Source organism: Microbulbifer sp. SAOS-129_SWC, assembly GCF_039696035.1.
GTDB lineage: Bacteria > Pseudomonadota > Gammaproteobacteria > Pseudomonadales > Cellvibrionaceae > Microbulbifer.
Genome location: NZ_CP155567.1, coordinates 1 through 21,686, shown reverse-complemented (window position 1 = coordinate 21,686; position 21,686 = coordinate 1). Strand labels below are relative to the sequence as shown.

19 protein-coding genes are annotated in these 21,686 nt (G+C 62.3%); 6 read left to right on the top strand and 13 right to left on the bottom strand.

The window, feature by feature from the left end; all coding sequences use genetic code 11:
* Nucleotides 1-74 precede the first annotated feature (74 nt).
* The 3 genes from glyQ to gmhB are packed head-to-tail and all read left to right on the top strand — an operon-like array spanning nucleotide 75 to nucleotide 3,678.
* A complete protein-coding gene (glyQ, locus tag ABDK11_RS00095; RefSeq protein ID WP_346838284.1) occupies nucleotides 75-1,043 on the top strand; it encodes a glycine--tRNA ligase subunit alpha in 969 nt (322 codons plus the stop codon).
* Nucleotides 1,043-3,124 (top strand): glycine--tRNA ligase subunit beta, encoded by a 2,082-nt coding sequence (gene glyS, locus ABDK11_RS00090; protein WP_346838283.1) that lies wholly within the window; start codon nucleotides 1,043-1,045, stop codon nucleotides 3,122-3,124. Before glyQ ends, glyS begins: the two co-directional genes overlap by 1 nt.
* Nucleotides 3,125-3,129: 5 nt before the next feature.
* A complete protein-coding gene (gmhB, locus tag ABDK11_RS00085; RefSeq protein WP_346838282.1) occupies nucleotides 3,130-3,678 on the top strand; it encodes a D-glycero-beta-D-manno-heptose 1,7-bisphosphate 7-phosphatase in 549 nt (182 codons plus the stop codon).
* A 54-nt stretch (nucleotides 3,679-3,732) separates the two neighbouring features.
* Here gmhB and ABDK11_RS00080 read toward each other — a convergent pair whose 3' ends face one another.
* The 6 genes from ABDK11_RS00080 to ABDK11_RS00055 form a co-directional block, all read right to left on the bottom strand.
* Nucleotides 3,733-4,869 (bottom strand): serine hydrolase domain-containing protein, encoded by a 1,137-nt coding sequence (locus ABDK11_RS00080; RefSeq protein ID WP_346838281.1) that lies wholly within the window; start codon nucleotides 4,867-4,869, stop codon nucleotides 3,733-3,735.
* Between the two features lie 207 nt (nucleotides 4,870-5,076).
* On the bottom strand, nucleotides 5,077-6,864 hold the full coding sequence (locus ABDK11_RS00075) for a M56 family metallopeptidase (RefSeq protein WP_346838280.1): 1,788 nt from the start codon (nucleotides 6,862-6,864) through the stop codon (nucleotides 5,077-5,079).
* Nucleotides 6,865-6,879: 15 nt separating this feature from the next.
* A complete protein-coding gene (locus ABDK11_RS00070) occupies nucleotides 6,880-7,266 on the bottom strand; it encodes a BlaI/MecI/CopY family transcriptional regulator (protein WP_346838279.1) in 387 nt (128 codons plus the stop codon).
* Nucleotides 7,267-7,783: 517 nt separating this feature from the next.
* Nucleotides 7,784-8,374, bottom strand: a complete 591-nt coding sequence (locus ABDK11_RS00065; protein WP_346838278.1) for a cytochrome P460 family protein — start codon at nucleotides 8,372-8,374, stop codon at nucleotides 7,784-7,786.
* Nucleotides 8,375-8,610: 236 nt separating this feature from the next.
* Nucleotides 8,611-9,486: a trypsin-like serine protease gene (locus tag ABDK11_RS00060; RefSeq protein ID WP_346838277.1), complete on the bottom strand. Its 876-nt coding sequence runs from the start codon at nucleotides 9,484-9,486 to the stop codon at nucleotides 8,611-8,613.
* A gap of 130 nt (nucleotides 9,487-9,616) precedes the next feature.
* Nucleotides 9,617-10,621 carry a GlxA family transcriptional regulator gene (locus ABDK11_RS00055; RefSeq protein WP_346838276.1) on the bottom strand — a complete coding sequence of 335 codons (1,005 nt, stop codon included), beginning with the start codon at nucleotides 10,619-10,621 and terminating at the stop codon, nucleotides 9,617-9,619.
* A gap of 222 nt (nucleotides 10,622-10,843) precedes the next feature.
* Here ABDK11_RS00055 and ABDK11_RS00050 point away from each other — a divergent pair, with 222 nt between their 5' ends.
* Nucleotides 10,844-12,019 (top strand): class I SAM-dependent rRNA methyltransferase, encoded by a 1,176-nt coding sequence (locus ABDK11_RS00050; RefSeq protein ID WP_346838275.1) that lies wholly within the window; start codon nucleotides 10,844-10,846, stop codon nucleotides 12,017-12,019.
* A gap of 94 nt (nucleotides 12,020-12,113) precedes the next feature.
* Here the strand turns inward: ABDK11_RS00050 and ABDK11_RS00045 are convergent, their stop codons facing one another.
* Nucleotides 12,114-12,740 (bottom strand): DUF2239 family protein, encoded by a 627-nt coding sequence (locus ABDK11_RS00045; RefSeq protein WP_346838274.1) that lies wholly within the window; start codon nucleotides 12,738-12,740, stop codon nucleotides 12,114-12,116.
* A 174-nt stretch (nucleotides 12,741-12,914) separates the two neighbouring features.
* Here ABDK11_RS00045 and ABDK11_RS00040 point away from each other — a divergent pair, with 174 nt between their 5' ends.
* Nucleotides 12,915-13,370 (top strand): GNAT family N-acetyltransferase, encoded by a 456-nt coding sequence (locus tag ABDK11_RS00040; RefSeq protein ID WP_346838273.1) that lies wholly within the window; start codon nucleotides 12,915-12,917, stop codon nucleotides 13,368-13,370.
* A 96-nt stretch (nucleotides 13,371-13,466) separates the two neighbouring features.
* Nucleotides 13,467-14,135: a phosphoadenosine phosphosulfate reductase family protein gene (locus ABDK11_RS00035; RefSeq protein WP_346838272.1), complete on the top strand. Its 669-nt coding sequence runs from the start codon at nucleotides 13,467-13,469 to the stop codon at nucleotides 14,133-14,135.
* 87 nt (nucleotides 14,136-14,222) lie between these two features.
* Here the strand turns inward: ABDK11_RS00035 and ABDK11_RS00030 are convergent, their stop codons facing one another.
* The 6 genes from ABDK11_RS00030 to dnaA all read right to left on the bottom strand — a co-directional run bounded on the left by ABDK11_RS00030 (nucleotide 14,223) and on the right by dnaA (nucleotide 21,686).
* On the bottom strand, nucleotides 14,223-14,837 hold the full coding sequence (locus ABDK11_RS00030; protein ID WP_346838271.1) for a helix-turn-helix transcriptional regulator: 615 nt from the start codon (nucleotides 14,835-14,837) through the stop codon (nucleotides 14,223-14,225).
* Entirely contained in the window at nucleotides 14,818-15,093 is a 276-nt protein-coding gene (locus ABDK11_RS00025; RefSeq protein ID WP_346838270.1) for a hypothetical protein, read from the bottom strand. Before ABDK11_RS00025 ends, ABDK11_RS00030 begins: the two co-directional genes overlap by 20 nt.
* 170 nt (nucleotides 15,094-15,263) lie before the next feature.
* Complete coding sequence (gyrB, locus tag ABDK11_RS00020) at nucleotides 15,264-17,684, bottom strand: DNA topoisomerase (ATP-hydrolyzing) subunit B (protein WP_346838269.1); 2,421 nt, start codon at nucleotides 17,682-17,684, stop codon at nucleotides 15,264-15,266.
* A gap of 17 nt (nucleotides 17,685-17,701) precedes the next feature.
* On the bottom strand, nucleotides 17,702-18,808 hold the full coding sequence (gene recF, locus ABDK11_RS00015) for a DNA replication/repair protein RecF (protein ID WP_346838268.1): 1,107 nt from the start codon (nucleotides 18,806-18,808) through the stop codon (nucleotides 17,702-17,704).
* Nucleotides 18,809-18,920: 112 nt separating this feature from the next.
* Nucleotides 18,921-20,027, bottom strand: a complete 1,107-nt coding sequence (dnaN, locus tag ABDK11_RS00010) for a DNA polymerase III subunit beta (RefSeq protein WP_346838267.1) — start codon at nucleotides 20,025-20,027, stop codon at nucleotides 18,921-18,923.
* A 45-nt stretch (nucleotides 20,028-20,072) separates the two neighbouring features.
* Nucleotides 20,073-21,686: a chromosomal replication initiator protein DnaA gene (dnaA, locus tag ABDK11_RS00005; protein WP_346838266.1), complete on the bottom strand. Its 1,614-nt coding sequence runs from the start codon at nucleotides 21,684-21,686 to the stop codon at nucleotides 20,073-20,075.

The window sequence follows — 21,686 nt, the reverse complement described above, 5'->3', positions numbered from 1 at the left end:
TCCCTTTGCCCACCGCCGCCGGCCCGCGCCCGGCGCGGTGGCGCGGAACCAACACAACATATCCGGAGATAGCGGTGTCCAAGCAATACGACCACAGCACCTTTCAGGGCCTGATCTTTGCCCTGCAGGATTACTGGGCGCGCCAAGGGTGCGTCATTCTACAGCCTCTGGATATGGAAGTGGGCGCCGGCACCTTCCACCCGGCCACTTTCCTGCGCGCCATCGGCCCCGAGACCTGGAACGCCGCCTATGTACAGCCCTGCCGCCGCCCCACCGACGGCCGCTACGGCGAGAACCCCAACCGCCTGCAGCACTACTACCAGTACCAGGTGGTGATGAAGCCGTCGCCGGACAACATTCAGGAGCTGTACCTGGACAGTCTGCGCGCCATGGGCGTGGACCCGGCGGTACACGATATCCGCTTCGTCGAGGACAACTGGGAATCTCCCACCCTCGGCGCCTGGGGCCTCGGCTGGGAGGTGTGGCTGAACGGTATGGAAGTGACCCAGTTTACCTACTTCCAGCAGGTCGGCGGCCTCGAGTGCTACCCGGTAACCGGCGAGATCACTTACGGCCTCGAGCGCATCGCCATGTACCTGCAGGGCGTCGAGTCCATCTACGACCTGGTATGGACCCGTAACCCGGATGGCAGCCCGGTCACCTACGGTGACGTCTTCCACCAGAACGAAGTGGAGATGTCGCACTACAACTTCGAGCACGCGGACGTCGAGTTCCTGTTCAACACCTTCGATCACTGCGAGCGCGAAAGCGGCCGCCTGATCGACCTGGGCCTGCCACTGCCGGCCTACGAGCAGGTGATGAAAGCCTCCCACGCCTTCAACCTGCTGGACGCGCGCCACGCCATTTCCGTCACCGAGCGCCAGCGCTACATCCTGCGCGTGCGCACCCTGGCGCGCGCCGTCGCCCAGGCCTACTACGATGCGCGCCGCGCACTGGGCTTCCCGCTGGCAGCCGACGACATCCGTAAAGAGATACTGGCCGAAGACGTCGAGCAGGCGGCCAAACAAGAGGAGAAGCAGTAATGGCGCAGGATTTTCTGGTTGAACTGGGCACCGAAGAGCTGCCCCCGAAAGCGCTGCGCCAGCTGATGGACGCCTTTGCCAACGGTATCGAACAGGGCCTCAAGGGCGCCGACCTCGCCTTTGGCGAGATCAGGGCCTACGCCGCCCCGCGCCGCCTGGCCGTAGCCGTATCCGGCCTGGCGGAAAAGCAGGACGACAAACAGATCGAAAAACTCGGCCCGGCCGTCAAAGCCGCGTTCGATAAAGACGGCAAGCCGAGCAAGGCGGCCGAGGGCTTCGCGCGCAGCAACGGTGTCAGCGTCGACCAGCTGCAGCGCAAGGACACCGACAAGGGCGAGCGCCTGGCATTTGTCAGCGAACAGAAAGGTGCCGCCACCGAGACGCTGCTCGGCGGTATCGTGGAAAAATCCCTGGCACAGCTGCCGATTCCCAAGCGGATGCGCTGGGGTGCGCGCCGCGAGGAATTCGTGCGCCCGGTGCACTGGCTGCTGATGCTGTTCGGCAATAATGTGGTCGACGCCGCAGTGCTGGGCCAGCAGGCCGGCAACAGCAGCCGCGGCCACCGCTTCCACTGCAACCGTGAACTCGAGATCCACTCGGCGCAGGATTATGTGCAGCAGCTGCGCGACCCCGGTTACGTGATTGTCGATTTCAACGAGCGCCGCGAGATTATCCGCGACCAGGTCACCGCCGAGGCGCACAACGTCAACGGCGAGGCGGTCATCGACGACGACCTGCTCGACGAAGTCACCGCGCTGGTCGAGTGGCCGGTGGCGCTGACCGGCCGCTTCGAGGAACGCTTTCTCGACGTGCCCGCCGAGGCGCTGATCTCGTCAATGAAAGAGCACCAGAAATATTTCCACGTGGTCGACGGCGACGGCCAGCTGCTGCCCTTCTTTATTACGGTCGCCAATATCGAGAGCCAGGATGCCGCGCAGGTGATCCACGGCAACGAGCGCGTGATCCGCCCGCGCCTGGCCGACGCCGCCTTCTTCTTCGACACCGACAAGAAAACCAGCCTGGAAGCGCGCCGCGAGAAACTGAAGCAGGTGATCTTCCAGCAGAAGCTTGGCACCGTGTACGACAAGACCGAGCGCCTGGCCGCGCTGGCGCCGCAGATCGCCGCGCTGACCGGCGCCAACAAAGACTGGGCCGAGCGCGCCGCCAAGCTGTGCAAATCCGACCTGGTCACCGAGATGGTGTTCGAGTTCGCCGACATGCAGGGCATCGCCGGCTACTACTACGCCGAAAACGACAAGGAACCCTTAGAGGTCGCCAAGGCCATGTACGAGCAGTACATGCCCAAGTTCGCCGGCGACGAACTGCCGAAGTGCGACACCGGCACCACCATCGCACTGGCGGATCGCCTCGACACCTTGGTGGGTATTTTCGGTATCGGCCAGCCGCCCAGCGGCTCGCGCGATCCGTTCGCGCTGCGCCGCGCCAGTCTCGGCGTGATCCGCCTGTTGGTGGAGAAACAGCTGGACCTGGATCTGCGCGACCTGCTGGCGAAGGCCCGCGACAACTACCCGCGCACCGCGCTGGGTGAATACAACGGTGTGGTCGAGGCGACGCTGAACTATATCCTCGAGCGCTTCCGCGCCCGCTACGAAGACCAGGGTATCGCCACCGAGGTCTTCATGGCGGTGGCCGCGCGCAAACTGTCGCGCCCGCTGGATATCGACAACCGCGTGCACGCGGTGCATGCGTTCAGCCAACTGGCCGAGGCCGAGGCCCTGGCCGCCGCCAACAAGCGCGTGTCCAATATCCTCGCCAAGCTCGACGGCCCGGCACCGACCCAGGTGGACGAAAGCCTGCTGCAGGAAGCTGCCGAGAAGCAGCTGTACGCCGCGGTCAAGGACGCGCAGCAGCAGGTGCAGCCGCTCTACGACGAGGCCCGCTATACCGAGGGCCTGGCCGGGCTGGCCGGACTGCGCGAAACCGTCGACAGCTTTTTCGACCACGTAATGGTCATGGCCGATGACGAGGCACTGCGCAACAACCGCCTGGCATTGCTGGCGCAGCTGCGCGCGCTGTTCCTCGAAGTGGCGGATATTTCGCTGCTGGCACCGGCGAAGTAAACCCTATGAGCATCATCGTGCTGGACCGGGACGGGGTCATTAACCACGACTCCGCCGACTACGTAAAGAATGTCGACGAGTGGATTCCGCTCCCGGGCAGCATCGATGCCATCGCCGATCTCAGCCGCGCCGGCTACCAGCTGGTGGTGGCCACCAACCAGAGTGGCCTGGCGCGCGGCCTGTTCGACCTCGACGACCTGGAGGCCATGCACGCCAAGATGCGCGCGCTGGTGGAGGATGCCGGCGGCGAGATCGCCGCCATCTTCTACTGCCCGCACGGCCCCGAAGACGACTGCCGCTGCCGCAAACCGAATACCGGTCTGCTCGATGCCATCGAGGCAGAGTTCGATACCAGCCTGCACGACTGCTACCTGGTGGGCGACAAGCTCAAAGACCTGCAGGTGGCACAGGCCAAGGGCTGTAAACCGGTGCTGGTAAAAACCGGCGCCGGCGCGCAGACGCTCACCCAGCTGATCGAAAACCCCGATCCCGCGCTGGCGCAAACCGCGGTATTCGACGATCTGGCCCAGTTTGCCGAATTTATCCTGCTATAGCCCCGCAATCAGGGCCGCTCGCACAACGGCCCCCCAATTATCCCTACGCAACGCCTAACTGGTGGTCACCTCCGCACAACGCGCGCCCGCGCCAGCCCGGATGAACGCCGCCGCAATCTGCTCAGAAACACGGCCAAAATCCCAGAATACATCGGTATTACGATTGATGTTCACGGCCACCGCCATCTCGTAATCCGGCATTAGCATCAGCCAGCTCTGGCCACCGCGGGACACGCCGCCGTGATTGATATCGCGCACCGCTCCGATTCCCGCCAGTTTCAACTCGGAGATGCGCCAGCCAAGCGCATAGTTCTGTGGATTGATTTTACCGTCGGTGGTCTTCTGCGGTGTCCAGAACTGCGCGCGGACATCTGGGTGCAGATACTGATGGTCGAAATAGAGACTACCGAATTTCACCAGATCGACCGATGTCGAAGCGAAACCACCCCCGGGCAACCGATGGCTCAGATCCACATCGCGCCACGGACGCAATCGCTGCTGGATGCTAGGCAAATCGTTACTTTTGTAGGGCGTGGCGACGTTGTTTTTGGGCTCACCACCGACCGGGGAAACGATGATGGCATTCACTTCCGCCGGCTCGAACACCTGTGTACGCATCAGATCCAGGTACGGCACCTTTGCGACAGCGCTCATGGTGGCGCCGAGCAGCACCGTGTCGTAGGTGGTGTAATGAAACTCGGTACCGGGTTTATTGACCAACGGCGTTTCGTCGAAAACTTCCAGCGCATCCAGCATTCGATCGTAGTGCTTGCGCATTGCTATTATCTGGTAGAGTCCGTCGAGGTCTCGCGTTTCCTTGTACTCGGGTAAACCCGCCATATGGGAAACGAGCTGGCGCGCGGTCAAATCTCTCCACGCGGGATTGGGCAGCACCGGTAGATAACTGGAAATAGGTACATCCAGTTGCATTGCCCCGCTCTGCACCAATCGCGCCAGCGCAGTGGCGGTCAGCGACTTCGAGGTACTGCCGATGCGAAATCGTGTTTCCGGTGTCACCGGCGTTCGCGACGCGATGTCCGACCAGCCAGCAGCGCCGGCCCATACCACTTTGCCGCATTGCGCCACTGCGGCACTGATGCCCGGCGACTGGATGCGCCGGCGATGTTCCGCCAGCGCCCGCAGCGAGGCGCGGCCGGGCGCAGCGAATGCGGGGTCGTAAACCTGCTGCATCTGCGGGTTCTGCGCCGGTATCTGCAGCCAACCCCAGGGCACGATCGGTACACTGTCCTGGTGGTAGGCGAAGAACTGGTACACCGGCCAGGCGTACCAGCCGAAGACTCCGCAAACCAGCACAATACCCAGCAGCCACTTCTTCCCTGCCATCTTGGTTTTTCCTTGTTTATTTTCCGTTGATTTACGCCGTTGAAAGTGGCGCGACTATTCGCTGGCGCCGACGCTGCGCAGATAATTGCGCACCCGATCATTGGCGGCCCGATTCAGTGGCGTCCTGAACTCGCCACCGCTGGTCTTCACGCCGAGATTGACGTCAGCGCCGTTCTCCACCAGAAACTTCACCATCTGCAGGCGCCCGCGGTTGGCAGCGTTGATCAGCGGGGTTTCGTCTCTGGGCACTATGCCGTTGACGTCAGCGCCGCGCTGGACCAATTGCCTGGCAATTTTCAGATTGCCGGTCATCGCCGCCGCAATCAGCGGGTTGCCGTCGCGCTCGGCGGCGCGGTTGGCATCGGCGCCCCAGGCGAGCAGCTGTTCCGCCATCTGCTCGTGTCCGGAGCGGATCGCGACGATCAGCGGCGAACCGTCCCGCGGTACCACCGCGTCCAGATTCGCGCCGCGCTGGAACAGCAGTTCGGCCAGTTGGAGTCGGTTGTGCTGTGCCGCGGCGATCATCGGATTGCCGTCACCCGGCGATGGCAGGTTGACGTCGGCGCCGGCACTGAGCAGCAGCTCCACCATCGGGCGGTTGCCCTGCCGCACTGCCTCGATCAGCGCGGTGCCCTCACCCAGCACCGGTGCGTTGATATTGATGTTGTTGTTCAACAGGGTCTGCAGCGCCGTAACGTCACCGTCGCGCACCACTGCGATCAGCCGTTCGCCCTCGGCGCGGGTCAGTCCTGATGCGTATTGACCCTGGCCGGTCATTGCCACCAGGTTGATTCGCGGTCCGTATTCGTGCGCCACCGCCAGACTCGCTGCGGCACACAGTGCACAGGCGGCTAAGGTTGCCAGCTGCCCGGGTTTGGTTTCAGGTTTGAATTTCAACACGGCATTAATCCTCTCGGTTAGTTCCTTCTTTTTACGAAACAGGTTCATTCCCAGCGCCGCCTGTTGGCGGGTAACCAGCAGTTCAGCGCAATCGAGCAGTGACTGCGCGAAGCGTTTGCCGCTGTTCAACAGTTGCGCCGCACGCAGATCGCAGGCCAGTTCACGCGAGACATGCATCCGGTGATTGATCATGCGCAGCACCGGACTCCACCAGAAGAAGACTGCGATAAATTCCTGCAGCGCACCGACCCACAGGTCCCGGCGCCGGATATGGGCCCATTCGTGCAGCACGATCGGCCGCAGGCGCTCGGCAGTAAAATTTTCGACAAAGGTGGCGGGCAGCAATATCACCGGCCGCCACAGCCCGACCGCCATCGGTGCCGCGATCTGCGCGGAAACCAGTAACGGACAGGTCACCGCAGACTGGAGACTGTCGCGGTAGGAAGTGGCGCGGTAAGGACCGACGCGGTAGGGAGTGGCGTGATAGAGAGTGGCGCTGCGGATCAACGCGCGCGTGTGCCGGACGGAAATTGCCAGCGCGGTGAGTCGCCACAGCGCACCGAGCAGCCACAGCCCCAGCAACAGGTAGACACCGTGGCGCGCCTGCTTGACCCAGCGGCCGGGGACCGCCACTTCAGACTGATTTTTTGTCGGCGACACCGTCGCGTGCTTTGTCAGATTGGCATCTGTCACCACCGCAACGGCGTCCGCGTGCACCGCCGGGGTTGGCGGTGGCAGCGACGCCCCGATTTGATCGCCGCCCGCCAGCGACAGGAACGGCACCGAAATGCAGACCAGCAGCGCGGTGGCCCACAACCAGCTTTGCAGCTCGGTATGCACTCGACAGACTTTGATCGCGGCGAGCAATACCAGGATCAGCATCGCGCCGAGCAGCAAGTGGCTGGCGATGAAAGTGATGAATAGATTCAATTCGAAAAGCATCGTCCCTGCTCCCGCTCAATCCGTTTCGTCGGTGTCGTCAATTTTCTTCTGCAGCGCTTCGAGATCTTTCAGCTCGATATCCGTTTCGCGAAGCAGGTGTTGCGCCAGCAATTCGGGGGAACTGCCGAAAAATCGGTTAAGCAGATTTTTCAGCGCACTCTGGCGCGCGGCGTCGCGACTGATGCTGGCGCGGTAGACAAAGGCCCGCCCCTCCTTGCGGAAATCCGCAAAACCCTTTTCCGCGAGGATTTTGCACATGGTCTGCACGGTGGTGTAGGCCGTGGGCTTGTCCCGCGACAGGGTGGCGGCGATTTCTTTGACGGAGCATTCACCCTGCTGCCACAGAATTTCCATAATTGCCTGCTCACCGTCGGTGAGCTGATCTGATTTTTTCCTGGCCATCACACTCTCGATCAATTCAACTAATTCATTAGTTTTTAAACCTTAGGGGCCCGCGCCAAGAGTGTCAACTAATTAATTAGTTTTTAAAGGGGGCGACTGAACACGACAGAGCTCACCGGGGTTACTGCGGTCGCGCATTTTTCCTCGGTGTCGTGCGAGTGGGCGCTGCTGGGCGCTACTATCGGTTGCGTGGTCAGCGTACGTTGTTGGGGAGGTCGACATAACCCAAGGCATGGAAGTAAACGCTATGGCGCGGATTAAAAGCACGGTCCGTGAGGCCCTGTAGCGCAGGTGCGCGATGGCACTATTCGAATTTTTCACTCGAATCAGCCGCACTGATACGACTGCCGTCGAGTCGCTCGATCAGTGCCCCCGTCGGATTGTTCGGCTGCCCGGGACACAGCGAAAAATCCGCACACTGGAAATGCCGCAAAAAGCTCGCGCATGGCGCTCCCTCCCCATTGAATCATCCTTGAATTCGCCACTTTGCGGCGTCGATCAGTCGGGGGACAGCGCACTATTCCGTTTTGTGCGCGAGTGCGCGCTTCAGCAGGCGATCGCGCAGTGCCGGGTAAAACTGCACAAAAGTACCATCGTAGGCGCCGTCTTTCTGGTGGCAGGCGACACAGTTATTACCGGCGGGAATCATCGGCGCAGTGGACGCATCATTGGAGAAAACATAAAAGGCGCTGCGATCGGCAAACTTTTGCTTGTCCAGCAGGTGAATCTCGAAACTCGACAGCGCGCCCTGTACCGCCCCGTCGACCACTGGTGCCGGCTTTTTCTGCGTGTCGTAAAACGACAGTGCCAGCAGGGTCCCGTCAGCGTATTCGCCGTGCTGTTGCAGGTAGTGGTAGGCACCGGGTTCCATCTGCACGACCTGGATACGCCCCGGGCTGGCGGCGCTGAAATGACGCGCGTCGCCATCCGGATAGCCGTGGCCGACGATGGCGCCGACAAAGATCCACTCGTCCAGATTGACGGGCCGCTGCAGGTTGTCGGCGCCGTCGAATCTGGCGACATCGATGCGCGGCGCCGCGGCGCTGCCCGCGGCTAACAATGCCGTGACAATCGCGAGGAGATAGACGGGTATCTTTTTTACTGACATAGAAATTTCCCTTTCGTTATCTTTTCAGCTTCTTATTCTCGGCAGGGCGGGTGGCTTTTTCAGATCTCGCACCCGAAGAGGCGGTAGTCGTCTGGGGGAAATAGCCGGCGAGCAATGAAAAGCGCAGCCCAGGTCCGAAAATCCTGTATCGTCACTCAGCTCCCCGGGGAGCCGATTTGCATTCCCGGCATCCCAGCCTGGTCGCGCAGCTAATTCGGCTACCCCTGAGCAAATAACTAGTCTGCCGCCGAGTTCTGAATCGATTTCTGTTCCGCGGCAGATATGGTGCCTTCGATCCAGGCGAAATAATGAGAAATACGAACGTTGTTCCCGCCGTCGCCGTAATTTGGACCGCGATAGGTTCGTAAGTCTCTTGGACTGGAATCCCAGGACACGAGGCCAGCAAGCTGCCACTGGCCTTTTTCCCTGATCAGGACGGGACTTCCGCTATCTCCGTCACCTGCAGCGCCTTCGAGTGGAAGGGCAGATTTTGGCGAATCAAACGTATAGGAAATCCACCGCGTATCAACACCAGATATGACATTGAAGGCCCTCCGTAAAGTAGTGCGATGTGAGCTGTGAGGTGCCACCCCCTCTTTGCCATTACCGGTGGCCCCCTTGCCGATTAGCTCTACAGTTCGGCCCAGTTCTTCGCTGCCGCGATAAAGCGAGATTGGTTGGACATCCGTAACAGGCGCTTTTAATCTGATCAGGGCTATATCGTCGCACGATGCCAGAAACGCCCTTAACCGGGACCCGTCACCAGAGGCTAGCGCCTCTTTGATAAGGGACTTTGGTGGCATCTTATATTCAGAGTGAACGACAACTGATTCAACTTCTCGTGGCGCGCCGTTAATGGTGATTTCCTGGATGTTTCGCATATGAACTACATGCGCGGCAGTGACAACCCAATGAGGAGAAATCAGCGCACCGTGACCTTCACCGGGAAAGTCGGCCAGTGCGGGTAGCGTAGAGGCCGGTATTTGGTACTTATCATCGCTGATGTCGTCACGAATAATAATGGCGTCAGCCGCGGATGACGCAGCAATCAGCGCCACGAAAATATATTCCCTTATGCATTTCATACCCTTTATATCCTTCTTGCTTTTCAACTAACAGGTGCTATTTCTTCACGTAATAGCCCATTGATTTCAATATTTCCCCAACCGTAGCCTGATGAGTCCGGCGATTACCAAGCTGTAAATGTGGCATCTTCCGTTCCCGCGTCATCCAGTTCCATCACTAGCGGTTGAAGCGCTTGCGATAGTCTTCCGGTAGAACACCGAGCTGGCGCTTAAAGGCGCGGCGCAATTGTTCCTGGGATTGGAAGCCACACAAGGCGGCCACTTTTGCCTGAGGCAGGTTCTGTTCGGCAAGCAGCTGGCGCGCCTTTTCCGCGCGAGCTCGTTCGACAAACTTGGCCGGGGTCTGGCCGAGCTCGACGGTAAAATGGCGGGCGAAATTGCGCGGGCTCATGGCGGTCCGCCGGGCCAGCGTGTCGACATCGAGGGGTTGGGCCAGGTTGGCGTAGATCCACTCCACCAGTTCGGCGAAGCGGTCGCTGGCCACCTGACTGGAGAGATGGGCGCTGTACTGTTGCTGGCCGCCGTCCCGTTTCAGGTATAAAACCAGGCGCCGTGCCACTGCCAGCGACAGCGCGCGGCCGAAATCCTCTTCCAGCAGCGCCAGCGCGAGGTCAATGCCGGCAGTGATGCCGGCGGAACTGTAGACATTGCCGTCGCGCACGAAGATGGCGTCGGCATCTACATCGACGCGCTCGTGGGCCCGGAGCAGATCGACGTCCATCCAGTGGGTCGCGGCGCGGCGGCCGTCCAGCAGGCCGGCACCGGCGAGCAACAGCGCACCGTTGCAGATGGAACCGAGGCGCTGCACCTGCGCTGCGCGCTGGCGTAACCAGCGACACAGCTTTTCGTTCTGTTGCTGCAGCGCCACGGCGCCGCCTTCGCCGCCGCACACCAACAGTGTGTGAAGTTCGTCCGCGTCGTCAAAGGCGCGATCGGCACTGAGGCGGATGCCGGCAGAGGTGGCAACCGGGCCCGGCGCCGCGGCGAGCAGTTGAATCTCGTAGACGTCGCGGTCGATGCGGCCTTTTTCGCGCAACTGGCGGTTGGCCAGTGAGAATACCTCCAGCGGGCCGGTGACATCCAGGCACTGGGCACCGGGGTAGATCACCATCGCCACACGGCGGACCGGTTCGGTTGCGGGATCGGGGAACGGGGTCTTCATCGGCACAGTGTTCCACATTATGACCGTGGCAGAAATGACAAAAGGGGAGCAAAAACGGCCATGGCGGTGGCGGGATTCGTGCCCGCTTCCGCATCTGGCCGGCAGAGGCAGACCGGTCGATTAAAATGTGGGTTCAAGCCGGCCATCACTTGACCCGCCGCTGCCGGCACGCACAATAGCGCCCCGCTCTGCGGGACCCCGAATTTCCAATGGAGAAGTGCCTTGTCACAGCTGTTTTTAAACCGCGGCGCTGAGCGCCGCCTGAAGCGCGGCCACCTGTGGATCTACAGCAATGAAGTAGATACCAAGCGCTCACCGCTGAAAGGTATCGAGGCCGGCAGCCAGTGCGAGATCCTCGACAGCCGCGGCACGCTACTCGGCACTGCATTTATTAATCCGAGCCAGCTGATCTGCGGCCGCCTGATCAGCCGCGGCGGCGCTCTCGACGACGCAACGATCAGTGAGCGCTTACATACTGCATTGAGGTTGCGCGATCGCTACTTCGACTTCCCCGGCTACCGCCTGGTATACGGCGACTCCGATGGCTTGCCGGGGCTGGTGGTCGACCGGTTTGGCAACTACCTGGTGGTACAGGTGAGCAACTGGGGCATGGAGCGTCTGCTCGGCAGTGTCATCGACAGTCTCAAGGCGCTGGTGGAACCCAAAGGCATACTGCTGCGCAATGACCACCAGGGGCGCGCAGTGGAGATGCTGCCGGCGGTCAACGAGGTTGTGTACGGCGAGGTACCGGAAATGGCGCCGTTCGAGGAGAACGGGGTGCCACTGCTGGCGCCGGTGCACAGTGGGCAGAAAACCGGCTGGTTCTACGACCACCGCGACAACCGCGCGCGCCTCAACCAGTGGGTGGCCGGCCGCCGGGTGCTCGACCTGTTCTCCTACGCCGGCGGCTGGGGCGTGCAGGCCCTGGCCTCCGGGGCGGTGGACGTCACCTGTGTCGACGCGTCGGAACAGGCGCTGGAATGGTGTCGCGCCAACGCCGCGCACAATGGTGTCGGCGAGCGGCTGCACACCCGGCGCGGCAAGGCGCTGGAGGTGATGAAGGCGCTGGTGGCGGATGGCGAGCGCTTCGATGTGGTGGTGCTGGACCCGCCCGCGTTTATCAAGCGGCGCAAGGATCACAAGGCCGGCCTCGGCGCCTACCGCCATATCAACGAGCTGGCGATGCGCCTGCTGGCGCCGGACGGCCTGTTAGTCAGTGCTTCCTGCTCCATGCATCTCGGCGATGACGAGTTGCTCGATTGCGTGCGCGGTGCCGCGCGCCATCTGGAGCGCCCGGCCAGCCTGCTGAGCAGTGGCAGCCAGGGCGCCGACCACCCGGTGCACCCGGCCATCGCCGAGACCCGCTATCTGAAAGCACATTTCGTGCACCTCGGTTAACGACCGGGGTTAAATCTGCTGCGGTGCCCGCGGCCGCTGGCAGCGCAATGGCGCCAGCGGCGATTCGTCGGGCGGCTGCGGTAACCGTCGTACCTCATTTATGTCCCCCCTGCCGATCGGCAGTGCGCGGGTTGCTAAAGGCGTCGGCGGCGATCCGCTCGCAGTGGCTGCGGATATCCTCGGGCCAGGCCGCGATCTCGGCGCCGAACAGCGCTCGCTCGCCGGCGAACAGTGCCCGCGTGGCCTCCTCAAAACCCGGCAGATCCCCGGCGATCGCTGTCATAAAGCGATAGCAGGATTCCTGTGCCGCGCGGCGCCGGTCGCGCCCGAGGTTCGCGCGGCGCGCTTCCTCCACCAGTTTACGCAGGGCCACCGAGGCGCCGCCGGGCTGGCTTTTCAACCAGTCCCAATGCCGTGGCAGTAGCGTCACTTCCCGCGCCACAACGCCGAGTTTGGGGCGACCGCGGCCGCGGGGTTTCTCGATCGGCGGCGGCTGGTCCGCATCCACCGTCGGCAGGCGCGCCAGCACCTCGGCTTCGCTGCCGCGCAGATCCAGTTCCACCGGGCGGCTATCGCAGTCATCGAAGATCAGGATAGGGCACTCGGGATGTGCATGCGCAGCGCGATGAGCCGCGTGCGCCACCTCGCGCAGGTTGCCACTGGCAATGCAGCGCTGGCCGCTGAAGGCGGTACAGCGCAGGGGCGATAAGTTGTCGGGCACGGTAGGGCTCCTCGCAGCAGTTTCAATTATTACCCGGGTAAAATACCAATTATTTTTATCCGGGTAAAATAAATTTTGCCGCGTTGATAGCGCGATATCGCGGCAAGGCCCGATTAGGAGCTGCGCGCCGCCGTGACTAGGATTGTGTGCGAGTATTCACTTACGGAGCAGCGGATGATACGCAACGCCTCCCCGGACGATCTTGGCCGCCTTGAGCAGCTGTGGCTCTACTCGGTCATCACCGCCCACCCGTCGCTGCCGCGGGACTATTGGCGCGCGCGCCTGGCCGCGTTCCGCCGCGACTGCCTGGATGCCGACTACTGCCTCGTATACACCGAGCGGGGCCACCGCAGCGCGGACGGTTTCGCGCTGGTGGCCGGCGACGATACGCTGAAGTTCCTGTGTGTCACGCCGGCACTGGCCGGCCACGGTGCCGGCGCTGCATTGATGGAGGCGACCAAGCGCGCCTGCCCACAGTTACAGGCACACTTGTTACAGGAAAACCTGCTCGGGCGTTACTTCCTGCAGCGACACGGATTTGTCGAGACCGAACGCTACGCGGACGGCGACAGCGGCCAGATGGCGATTGTGATGCTGTGCAGCAGCGGTTGTGTGCGCCGTGCCATATAACCAAATCTTTGGTTATCACTTATTTTTATTGTTTCTCAGCCAAACGCGGACGCAGTAGCATGCTTGGCACAGTGCCAATCCACGTTGGGAAGAGTCATGTCTGTTACCGCTCAGCGCACCATGCCGCAACCGCTATTCCACCACGGCGCCGACCTGGACGCCCTCAACGCGCGCTTCCGCGACGCGCGGCCAAGCGACATCATGCGTTTTACCCTCGACAATGCCGTTAACCCGGTGGTGTTCACCAACTTCCGCCCGCTGGCGGTGGCCTTCCTGCACCTGGTGACCCGCGTCAGGCCGGATATCCCGGTGATCTGGGTGGACCACGGTTACAACACTCCGGAGACCTACCGGCATATCGAGCGGCTGATCAAACAGCTGGATCTGAACCTGCAGGTTTACTCGCCGAAGATGTCCGCGGCGCACTACAACGCGGTCTACGGCGGTATTCCCGAGCTGGATACCCCGGAACACGACTTCTTCTCGCGCACGGTAAAGCTGGAACCGTTCAATCGTGCCATGCAGGAACTGCAGCCGGATGTATGGCTGAACGGTATCCGCCACGATCAGAACGCACACCGCCGCACGCTGGATGTTTTTACCAAAGGCAACCACGGCACGGTGCGCGTGGCGCCGATGTTCCATCTGAAGGAAATTGATGTCGAGGAATATGTCTACGAGCAGCAGCTGCCGGACAACGACATCTACTTCGACCCGACCAAGGGTGAGGAACACCGCGAGTGCGGGTTGCTGCTGCAGAAGTAAGCAGGCACCGCCTTTCCCTGCCCCGCATAGAAAAACGGCCGCTGTGAGCGGCCGTTTGTTTTCCTGCCGCGGCTAAACGCCGCGCGCTCAGTGCGCGCCCGCCTTGGGATACAGCTGCACCAGTGCGCCGGAAAATTCCGCGCGCATCCCCAGTCGATCGGCCAGCTCGACGAAAGCCCGGTCCCAGGGCATGTCGCGCACATCGATACTGACCGTTTTACCGGCGACCAGATCGCGCCCGCGGACTTCCAGATGACCATAGGCGGCGAATAGATCGATGGCCCGGGCGCCGTCGATATTTTCCAGCTGCAGCGTAACCGGCTGATGGATTGGCGCCACCGTCTCCCGATTCAGCAGCAGACGGGACGCACCGAAGGCAACCGCCACCAGCGCAGCGACGACACCGGCACGAATCATCTGCCGGCGACGCAGGGCCCAGGTCAGGTGTGCACGGTAGGCGGCGTTGCGGCGCAGGATAGCCGGGTCCAACTGGCGCAGCAGGCGAGGTGTGGAGAGACCGTAGAAGCCGCTCAGCCGGCGCAGGATGTCCACCGACGGCAACGCGGTGTCATTTTCCACCTTGGACAGATAGGACTGCTGAATACCCAGCTGTTCCGCCACCGCGCTCTGTGGCAGCTGCCGCTCCAGCCGCGCCAGCTTCATCAGCTCGCCCAGCTGGCGCTTAGTGGTCGACTCCGTCATCCAGTTCCCTCAGTGTGGTGTAGGCCTCGCTGCAGCTGGCCTGCGCCAGATTCACGCTGACGCGCATTTGCGGGTGGCGCAGTCTGCTGCCTTGTGCAGAGGCGTTGTCGTCGCAGAAGTTTTCTACCAGCCGCCAAACGTCGACGAGCCGCTCCTGCTGCACACGTAGAGCGAAAGTGGCGCTGTCGGCGCGGGTGGTGATGGCCAGCGTTATCAGCAGCAGCGTGGTCAGTATGGCGACAGTGGTGGTTTTCATCGGTATTCCCCGGCGGTAGTGGTTTGCTGCCGAAATTAGGCAACGGCAGCCGGCAGGTACAGGAATACTTGGGAATACCGCGAAAATCGCCGCGAGATTGCTTTCAGCGCCAATAAAAACGGCCGCACAGGGCGGCCGCTTGGCTGGTGGTGCAGGCAAACGATCCCGAATCAGACGTCGAGGTTCTCCACCGCCAGCGCATTGCTCTCGATAAAGTCGCGGCGCGGTTCCACCTGGTCCCCCATCAGCGTGGTGAAGATCTGGTCGGCGGCAATTGCGTCTTCGACGGTGACCTGCAGCATGCGGCGGGTTTCCGGGTTCATGGTGGTATCCCACAGCTGATCCGGGTTCATCTCGCCGAGTCCCTTATAGCGCTGGATACCATAGCCGCGGCGGCTCTCGTTCATCAGCCAGGCGAGGGCCTCGGGGAAGCTGCTGATCGGCTGCGTTTTCTCGCCGCGCTGGATATAGGCGCCCTCTTCGAGCAGATCCACCAGCTTTTCACCCAGGTCGCGGATGGAGCGGTATTCGGCGGATTCGAAGAACTCGTGGCCAAACGGGAAGTCGCTGCCGACACCGTGGGCAACCACGTGGATATGCGGCAGGAACAGCTCCCGCTCGGTGTTTTCCACCGCCGTTACGGTGTGACGGCGGCCGCCGCCATTCGCCTCTTCGGTGAGCTTTTCCTCCAGGGTCGCGCACCAGGACGCCATACGCTCCTGTGACTGCAGGTCTGCCGGTGTCAGGCTGGGCAGATAGATCATGCTGCGCAGTACCTCTTCCGGATAGACCCGCGACAGGCGGTCGATGGTGGCCAGTACCGCGCGGTATTCGCCCACCAGCGTCTCCAGGGATTCGCCGGACAGCGCCGGGGCATCCGGGTTGACGAACAGGCTGGCGCCATCCAGGGCCGCATTGGTCAGGTACTGGGTCAGCGCACCCTCGTCCTTCAGGTACTGCTCCTGCTTGCCCTTGCTGATCTTGTACAGCGGCGGCTGGGCGATATAGATATGCCCGCGCTCGATCAGCTCCGGCATCTGGCGGAAGAAGAAGGTCAGCAGCAGGGTGCGGATGTGCGCACCGTCCACGTCGGCGTCGGTCATGATGATGATGTGGTGGTAGCGCAGCTTGTCCGGATCGAACTCGCTCTTGCCGATACCGCAGCCCAGCGCGGTGATCAGGGTACCCACCTCGGCGCTGGACAGCATCTTGTCGAAGCGCGCCTTCTCCACGTTGAGGATCTTGCCCTTCAGCGGCAGGATGGCCTGGGTGCGGCGGTCGCGGCCCTGCTTGGCGGAGCCACCGGCGGAATCACCCTCCACCAGGTAGAGTTCAGACAGTGCGGGGTCTTTCTGCTGGCAGTCGGCCAGTTTGCCGGGCAGGCCGGCAATATCCAGCGCGCCCTTGCGGCGGGTCATTTCGCGCGCCTTGCGCGCTGCTTCGCGTGCGCGGGCGGCATCGATCATCTTGCCGACCACCGCCTTGGCTTCCTGCGGGTTTTCCAGCAGATAATCGTTGAAATAGTGCCCCATCTCCTGCTCCACTGCCGGCTTCACCTCGGAAGACACCAGCTTATCCTTGGTCTGGGAGGAGAATTTCGGGTCCGGCACCTTGACCGAGATGATTGCGGTCAGACCCTCACGGGCATCGTCGCCGGTGGTGCTGACCTTGTCTTTCTTGCCCACCCCCTCTTTCTCGATGTAGTTGTTCAGACCACGGGTTAGCGCGGCGCGGAAGCCGGCCAGGTGGGTGCCGCCGTCGCGCTGGGGGATATTGTTGGTGTAGCAGTAGATGTTTTCCTGGAAGCTGTCGTTCCACTGCAGCGCCACTTCCACGGCGATGCCGTCCTCGCGCTGATTCTGGAAGTGCAGCACCTTGTTGATCGATGTCTTGTTCTGGTTCAGGAACTCGACGAAGGCGCGCAGGCCGCCCTCGTACTCATAGACCTCCTCTTTGCCGCTGCGCTCGTCTTTGAGCACGATGCGCACGCCGGAGTTGAGGAAGGACAGCTCGCGCAGGCGCTTGGCCAGCTGGTCGAAATGGAACTGGATATTGGTGAAAGTCTCGGCCGACGGCTTGAAATGGACTGCGGTACCGGTGCTGTCGGTATCGCCGACCACGGCCAGCGGCGCCTGCGGCACGCCGTGGCGGTAGACCTGCTCGTGAATCTTGCCGCCGCGGCGGATGGTCAGTTTCAGCTGCTCGGACAGCGCATTCACCACCGAGACACCGACACCGTGCAGGCCGCCGGACACCTTATAGGTATTGTCATCGAACTTACCACCGGCGTGCAGTACCGTCATGATGACCTCGGCGGCGGAAACCCCCTCCTCCTCGTGCATCTCGGTGGGGATACCGCGGCCGTTATCGGACACGGAAATCGATTCGTCCGGGTGGATGGTCACGCGGATCTCGTCACAGTGCCCCGCCAGCGCCTCGTCGATGGAGTTGTCGACCACCTCGAACACCATATGGTGCAAGCCGGTGCCATCATCGGTATCCCCGATATACATGCCCGGGCGCTTGCGCACCGCATCCAGGCCTTTTAGCACCTTGATACTGCTGGAGTCATAGCTTTGCTGCTCTGACATTTATACGCTCCATTAACTTATGTGGCGGCCGAAGGTTCGGCGCTGATACTCCCATGTTCCACGTGGAACACTTGCGGGCTATTCCAGGGGGGCGCCAACTGCAGCCACGGGCGGCTGGTGGCGTCCACATCAATTCCGGTCACCAGCACCTGGCTGGCGCAGCCACTCACCCAGCGGGCAAACAGCATCTGATTATTTTCGTCCAGTTCTGCGGGCAAATCGTCGATCAGGAAAACCGGTTTCTGACCGCGGCGGCACACCAGTTCCGCCATCGCCGTGCGCAGCGCACACACCAGCATCTTCTGCTGGCCGCGCGACAGGATATGGTGGGCTGACTCACCGCCAACGCCGAAGCGCAGGTCCGCGCGGTGTGGTCCGGTGCGCGTGTGTCCCTGCGCCAGATCGCCGTCGCGGGCGTCGCGCAGCGCCTGGTGCAGATCTTTTTCTTTGCTCCAGCCGCGCCGATACGCTATTTCCACGCGCGCCAGCGGTGTGTCCGGCAGGTCGTCAATAAAGGTGCGGATCGCATCCGCGAGGGCCTCGAAGACCTCGCGGCGCAAGCTGTCGACACGCGCACCGCTCTCGGCGAGCCGCTGCTCCCAAATATCCATCTGGTTGGGGTCGATTTTACCACGTCGCAGCAGTGCATTTCGCTGACGCAGCGCGATTTGGTAATTTTTCCACTGCTGCGCGTAGCCATGTTCCACGTGGAACACTGTCCAGTCCAACAGGCCGCGGCGTACCGATGGACCACCGTCCAGGGCGGCAAAGCTGTCACTGTTGATGATCTGCAGCGGCAGGCAGGTGGCCAGCTGCGAACTGGATTCCGCCGGGTCGCGATTGATGCGGATGCGGCCTTTGCCATCGCGCGCCCGCTCCACCCCGAGGGTGGTGCCATCCGCCAGCTGCGCGAAAACCGTCAGGCTACCCTGCCCTTCGCGAATCACCGACTGGTGCTGGCGCGACCGAAAGGAGCGCCCGGTGGCGAGCATATGCACCGCCTCCAGCAATGAGGTCTTGCCGCTGCCATTGGCCCCGCAGAACAGGTTGACCGCCGGTGCCAGCTGCAGATCAGCAGTGGCGATATTGCGGAAGTGAGTCAACGCCAGACGCGACAGGGTCACGGCCGCCCCTCCGGAATGCCGCGCGCAGGGTCAGCCCCATATAAAAAGACCGCCATTTCCGGGGAAATGGCGGCTTTTGCGTGGGCGAATTGCGTGAACTGCCGGGCGATCATCAGAGCCGCATGGGCATGATCACGTACAGCGCATCGCCGTCTTCCGGCTGCTGGATCAGTGCGCTGCTGTTGGCGTCGGCCAGGCCGATGCGGATCTGGTCGCTGTGAATGGCACCGGTCACGTCGAGCAGGTAACCGACATTGAAGCCGATCTCCAGCGGATCGCCGACATAGTCCACCATCAGCTGCTCTTCCGCCTCTTCCTGCTCGGGGTTGTTGGCAACGATCTGCAGCAGCCCCTCGGACACCTGCAGGCGTACACCGCGGTATTTCTCGTTGGACAGGATCGCAGCGCGGGAGAACGCCTGGCGCAGGGCCTGGCGGTCGGCGTAGATATGGTTGCCAGTGGCACGCGGCAGCACCCGCTCGTAATCCGGGAACTTGCCGTCCACCAGCTTGGAGGTGAAGGTGAACTGGCCGCTGACGACACGGATATGGTTGTTCCCCAGCACTACCTGCGCCTGGGCGTCGGTGTCTTCGAGCAGGCGGCCCAGTTCCAGCACCCCCTTGCGCGGCACAATCGCCTGGATGGCGCTGTCCACGTTCAGGCCCGGGGCGTCGCGGTCGCACAGTGCCAGGCGGTGGCCATCGGTGGCCACGGCGCGCAGCTGCTGCGGACGGCACTCGAGCAGCAGGCCGTTCAGGTAGTAGCGCACGTCCTGTTGGGCCATGGCAAAGCCGGTGGCCTCGATCAGGCGGCGGATCTCGCGCTGGGAGATGTCGAACCGGGTCTGCGCGCTGGTTTCCTCCTGGTTGGGGAAATCCGCGGCCGGCAGCGTCGACAACTGAAAACGGCTGCGGCCACTACGCAGGATCAGGCGCTCGCCATCGCGCTCGAACTTGAGTTCGGCACTGTCGGGCAGCGAGCGGCAGATATCCAGCAGTTTGCGCGCCGGCACTGTCACTTCGCCTTCCATTTCCACACCGTCCACCGGCAGGCGACCGACGATCTCGACCTCGAGATCGGTACCGGTCAGGGACAGCTCCTGCCCCTGCAGTTGCATCAGCACATTGGCCAGCACCGGCAGTGTCTGACGCTTTTCCACCACGCCGGCGACCAGCTGCAGCGGCTTGAGAAGGGCGTCCCGGTTTACATTGAATTTCATCGGTTGTTTCGCCTTACTTTGTAACAGTTATCGTCAATTATTCGATCAGGTGGTCAGTGAGCGGGTCAGCAGCTTTACGTCTTCACGGATATCCGCATCCGATTCCTGCAACTCGCGAATTTTACGGCAGGCGTGCAGCACGGTGGTGTGATCGCGGCCGCCAAACGCATCGCCAATTTCCGGCAGGCTGTGATTGGTGAGCTCCTTGGCCAGGGACATCGCCACCTGGCGCGGTCGCGCCACCGAGCGGCTGCGGCGCTTCGAGAGCAAATCCGCTATCTTGATCTTGTAGTACTCGGCCACCACACGCTGGATATTGTCCACGCTCACCAGGCGATCCTGCAGCGCGAGCAGGTCCTTGAGCGCCTCGCGCACCAGAATATCGTCGATCGCGCGGCCGGTGAACTGCGCATTGGCAATCACTCGGCGCAGCGCCCCCTCCAGCTCGCGCACATTGGAGCGAATGCGCTGGGCGATAAAGAAGGCGGAGTCATGGGGCAGATCGACGCCAACCTGCTCGGCCTTCTTCATTAATATGGCCACGCGCGTTTCCAGCTCCGGCGGCTCCACCGCCACGGTCAGGCCCCAGCCGAAACGGGACTTGAGGCGCTCCTCGAGGCCATCGATTTCTTTGGGGTAGCGGTCACAGGTCAGGATGATCTGCTGGCCCCCTTCGAGCAGCGCATTGAAGGTATGGAAGAACTCCTCCTGGGAGCGCTCCTTGCCGGCAAAGAACTGGATATCGTCGATCAGCAACGCGTCCACCGAGCGGTAATAGCGTTTGAAGTCACTGATCGCGTTGAGCTGCAGCGCCTTGACCATATCGGCGACAAAACGCTCGGAGTGCAGGTAGACCACCTTGGCGTTGGGATTGCGCTCCAGCAGCGCATTGCCGACAGCGTGCATCAAGTGGGTTTTGCCCAGGCCCACACCGCCATAGATGAACAGCGGGTTGTAGGCGCCGCCGGGGTTGTCGGCAATCTGCTGCGCCGCAGCCAGGCCCAATTGGTTGGACTTGCCCTCGACGAACGACTTGAAGGTGAAATTGCGGTTGAGGGAACTGCCATGCTTGATCGCGCCCTCCACCTCGACATTGCGTGGTTGCGGCGGCTGTGCCGGCGGCGGCTGACGCAGGTCGGTCAGCGCCAGTTCGCCGCTGGTCATCTGATCCGCAGTGGCCTCTTCCGCCGCCGCAGCGCGGGACGCCGAGCTACTGTTGAAGCCGGCCAGACCGGCCTGCACCCGCGGGCTCGCCGCAGCGGCATCGGACCCGCGCGGCTGCTCGAAGCCGCGCCGCTCGGTGCGCGCCGGCTCTCTGCGCGCGGTAACCCGCGACCCCCTGCCCGAGCCGCCGCGCGGCTCCGGCTGCGCGGCGCCCGCGCGGCTGCGCTGGAAACGCGCCGCGGTGCGCCGCTCGGCAATGTCCAGCACCACCTGCGGTGGCTGCTCGCCCCCGAAGTGCTGCACCAGCTCCAGAATGCGGTTCAGGAACTTGTCTCCAACCCAGTCCAGCACAAACCGATTCGGCGCCTGCAGGCGCAACTCCCCGGCCGCGGCCGCGGGACTCACCCGCAGCGGCCGGATCCAGGTATTGAACTGCTGTGACGGCAATTCATCCTGCAAACAGTCAGCGCACTGCTTCCAGACGGACTCAGACAA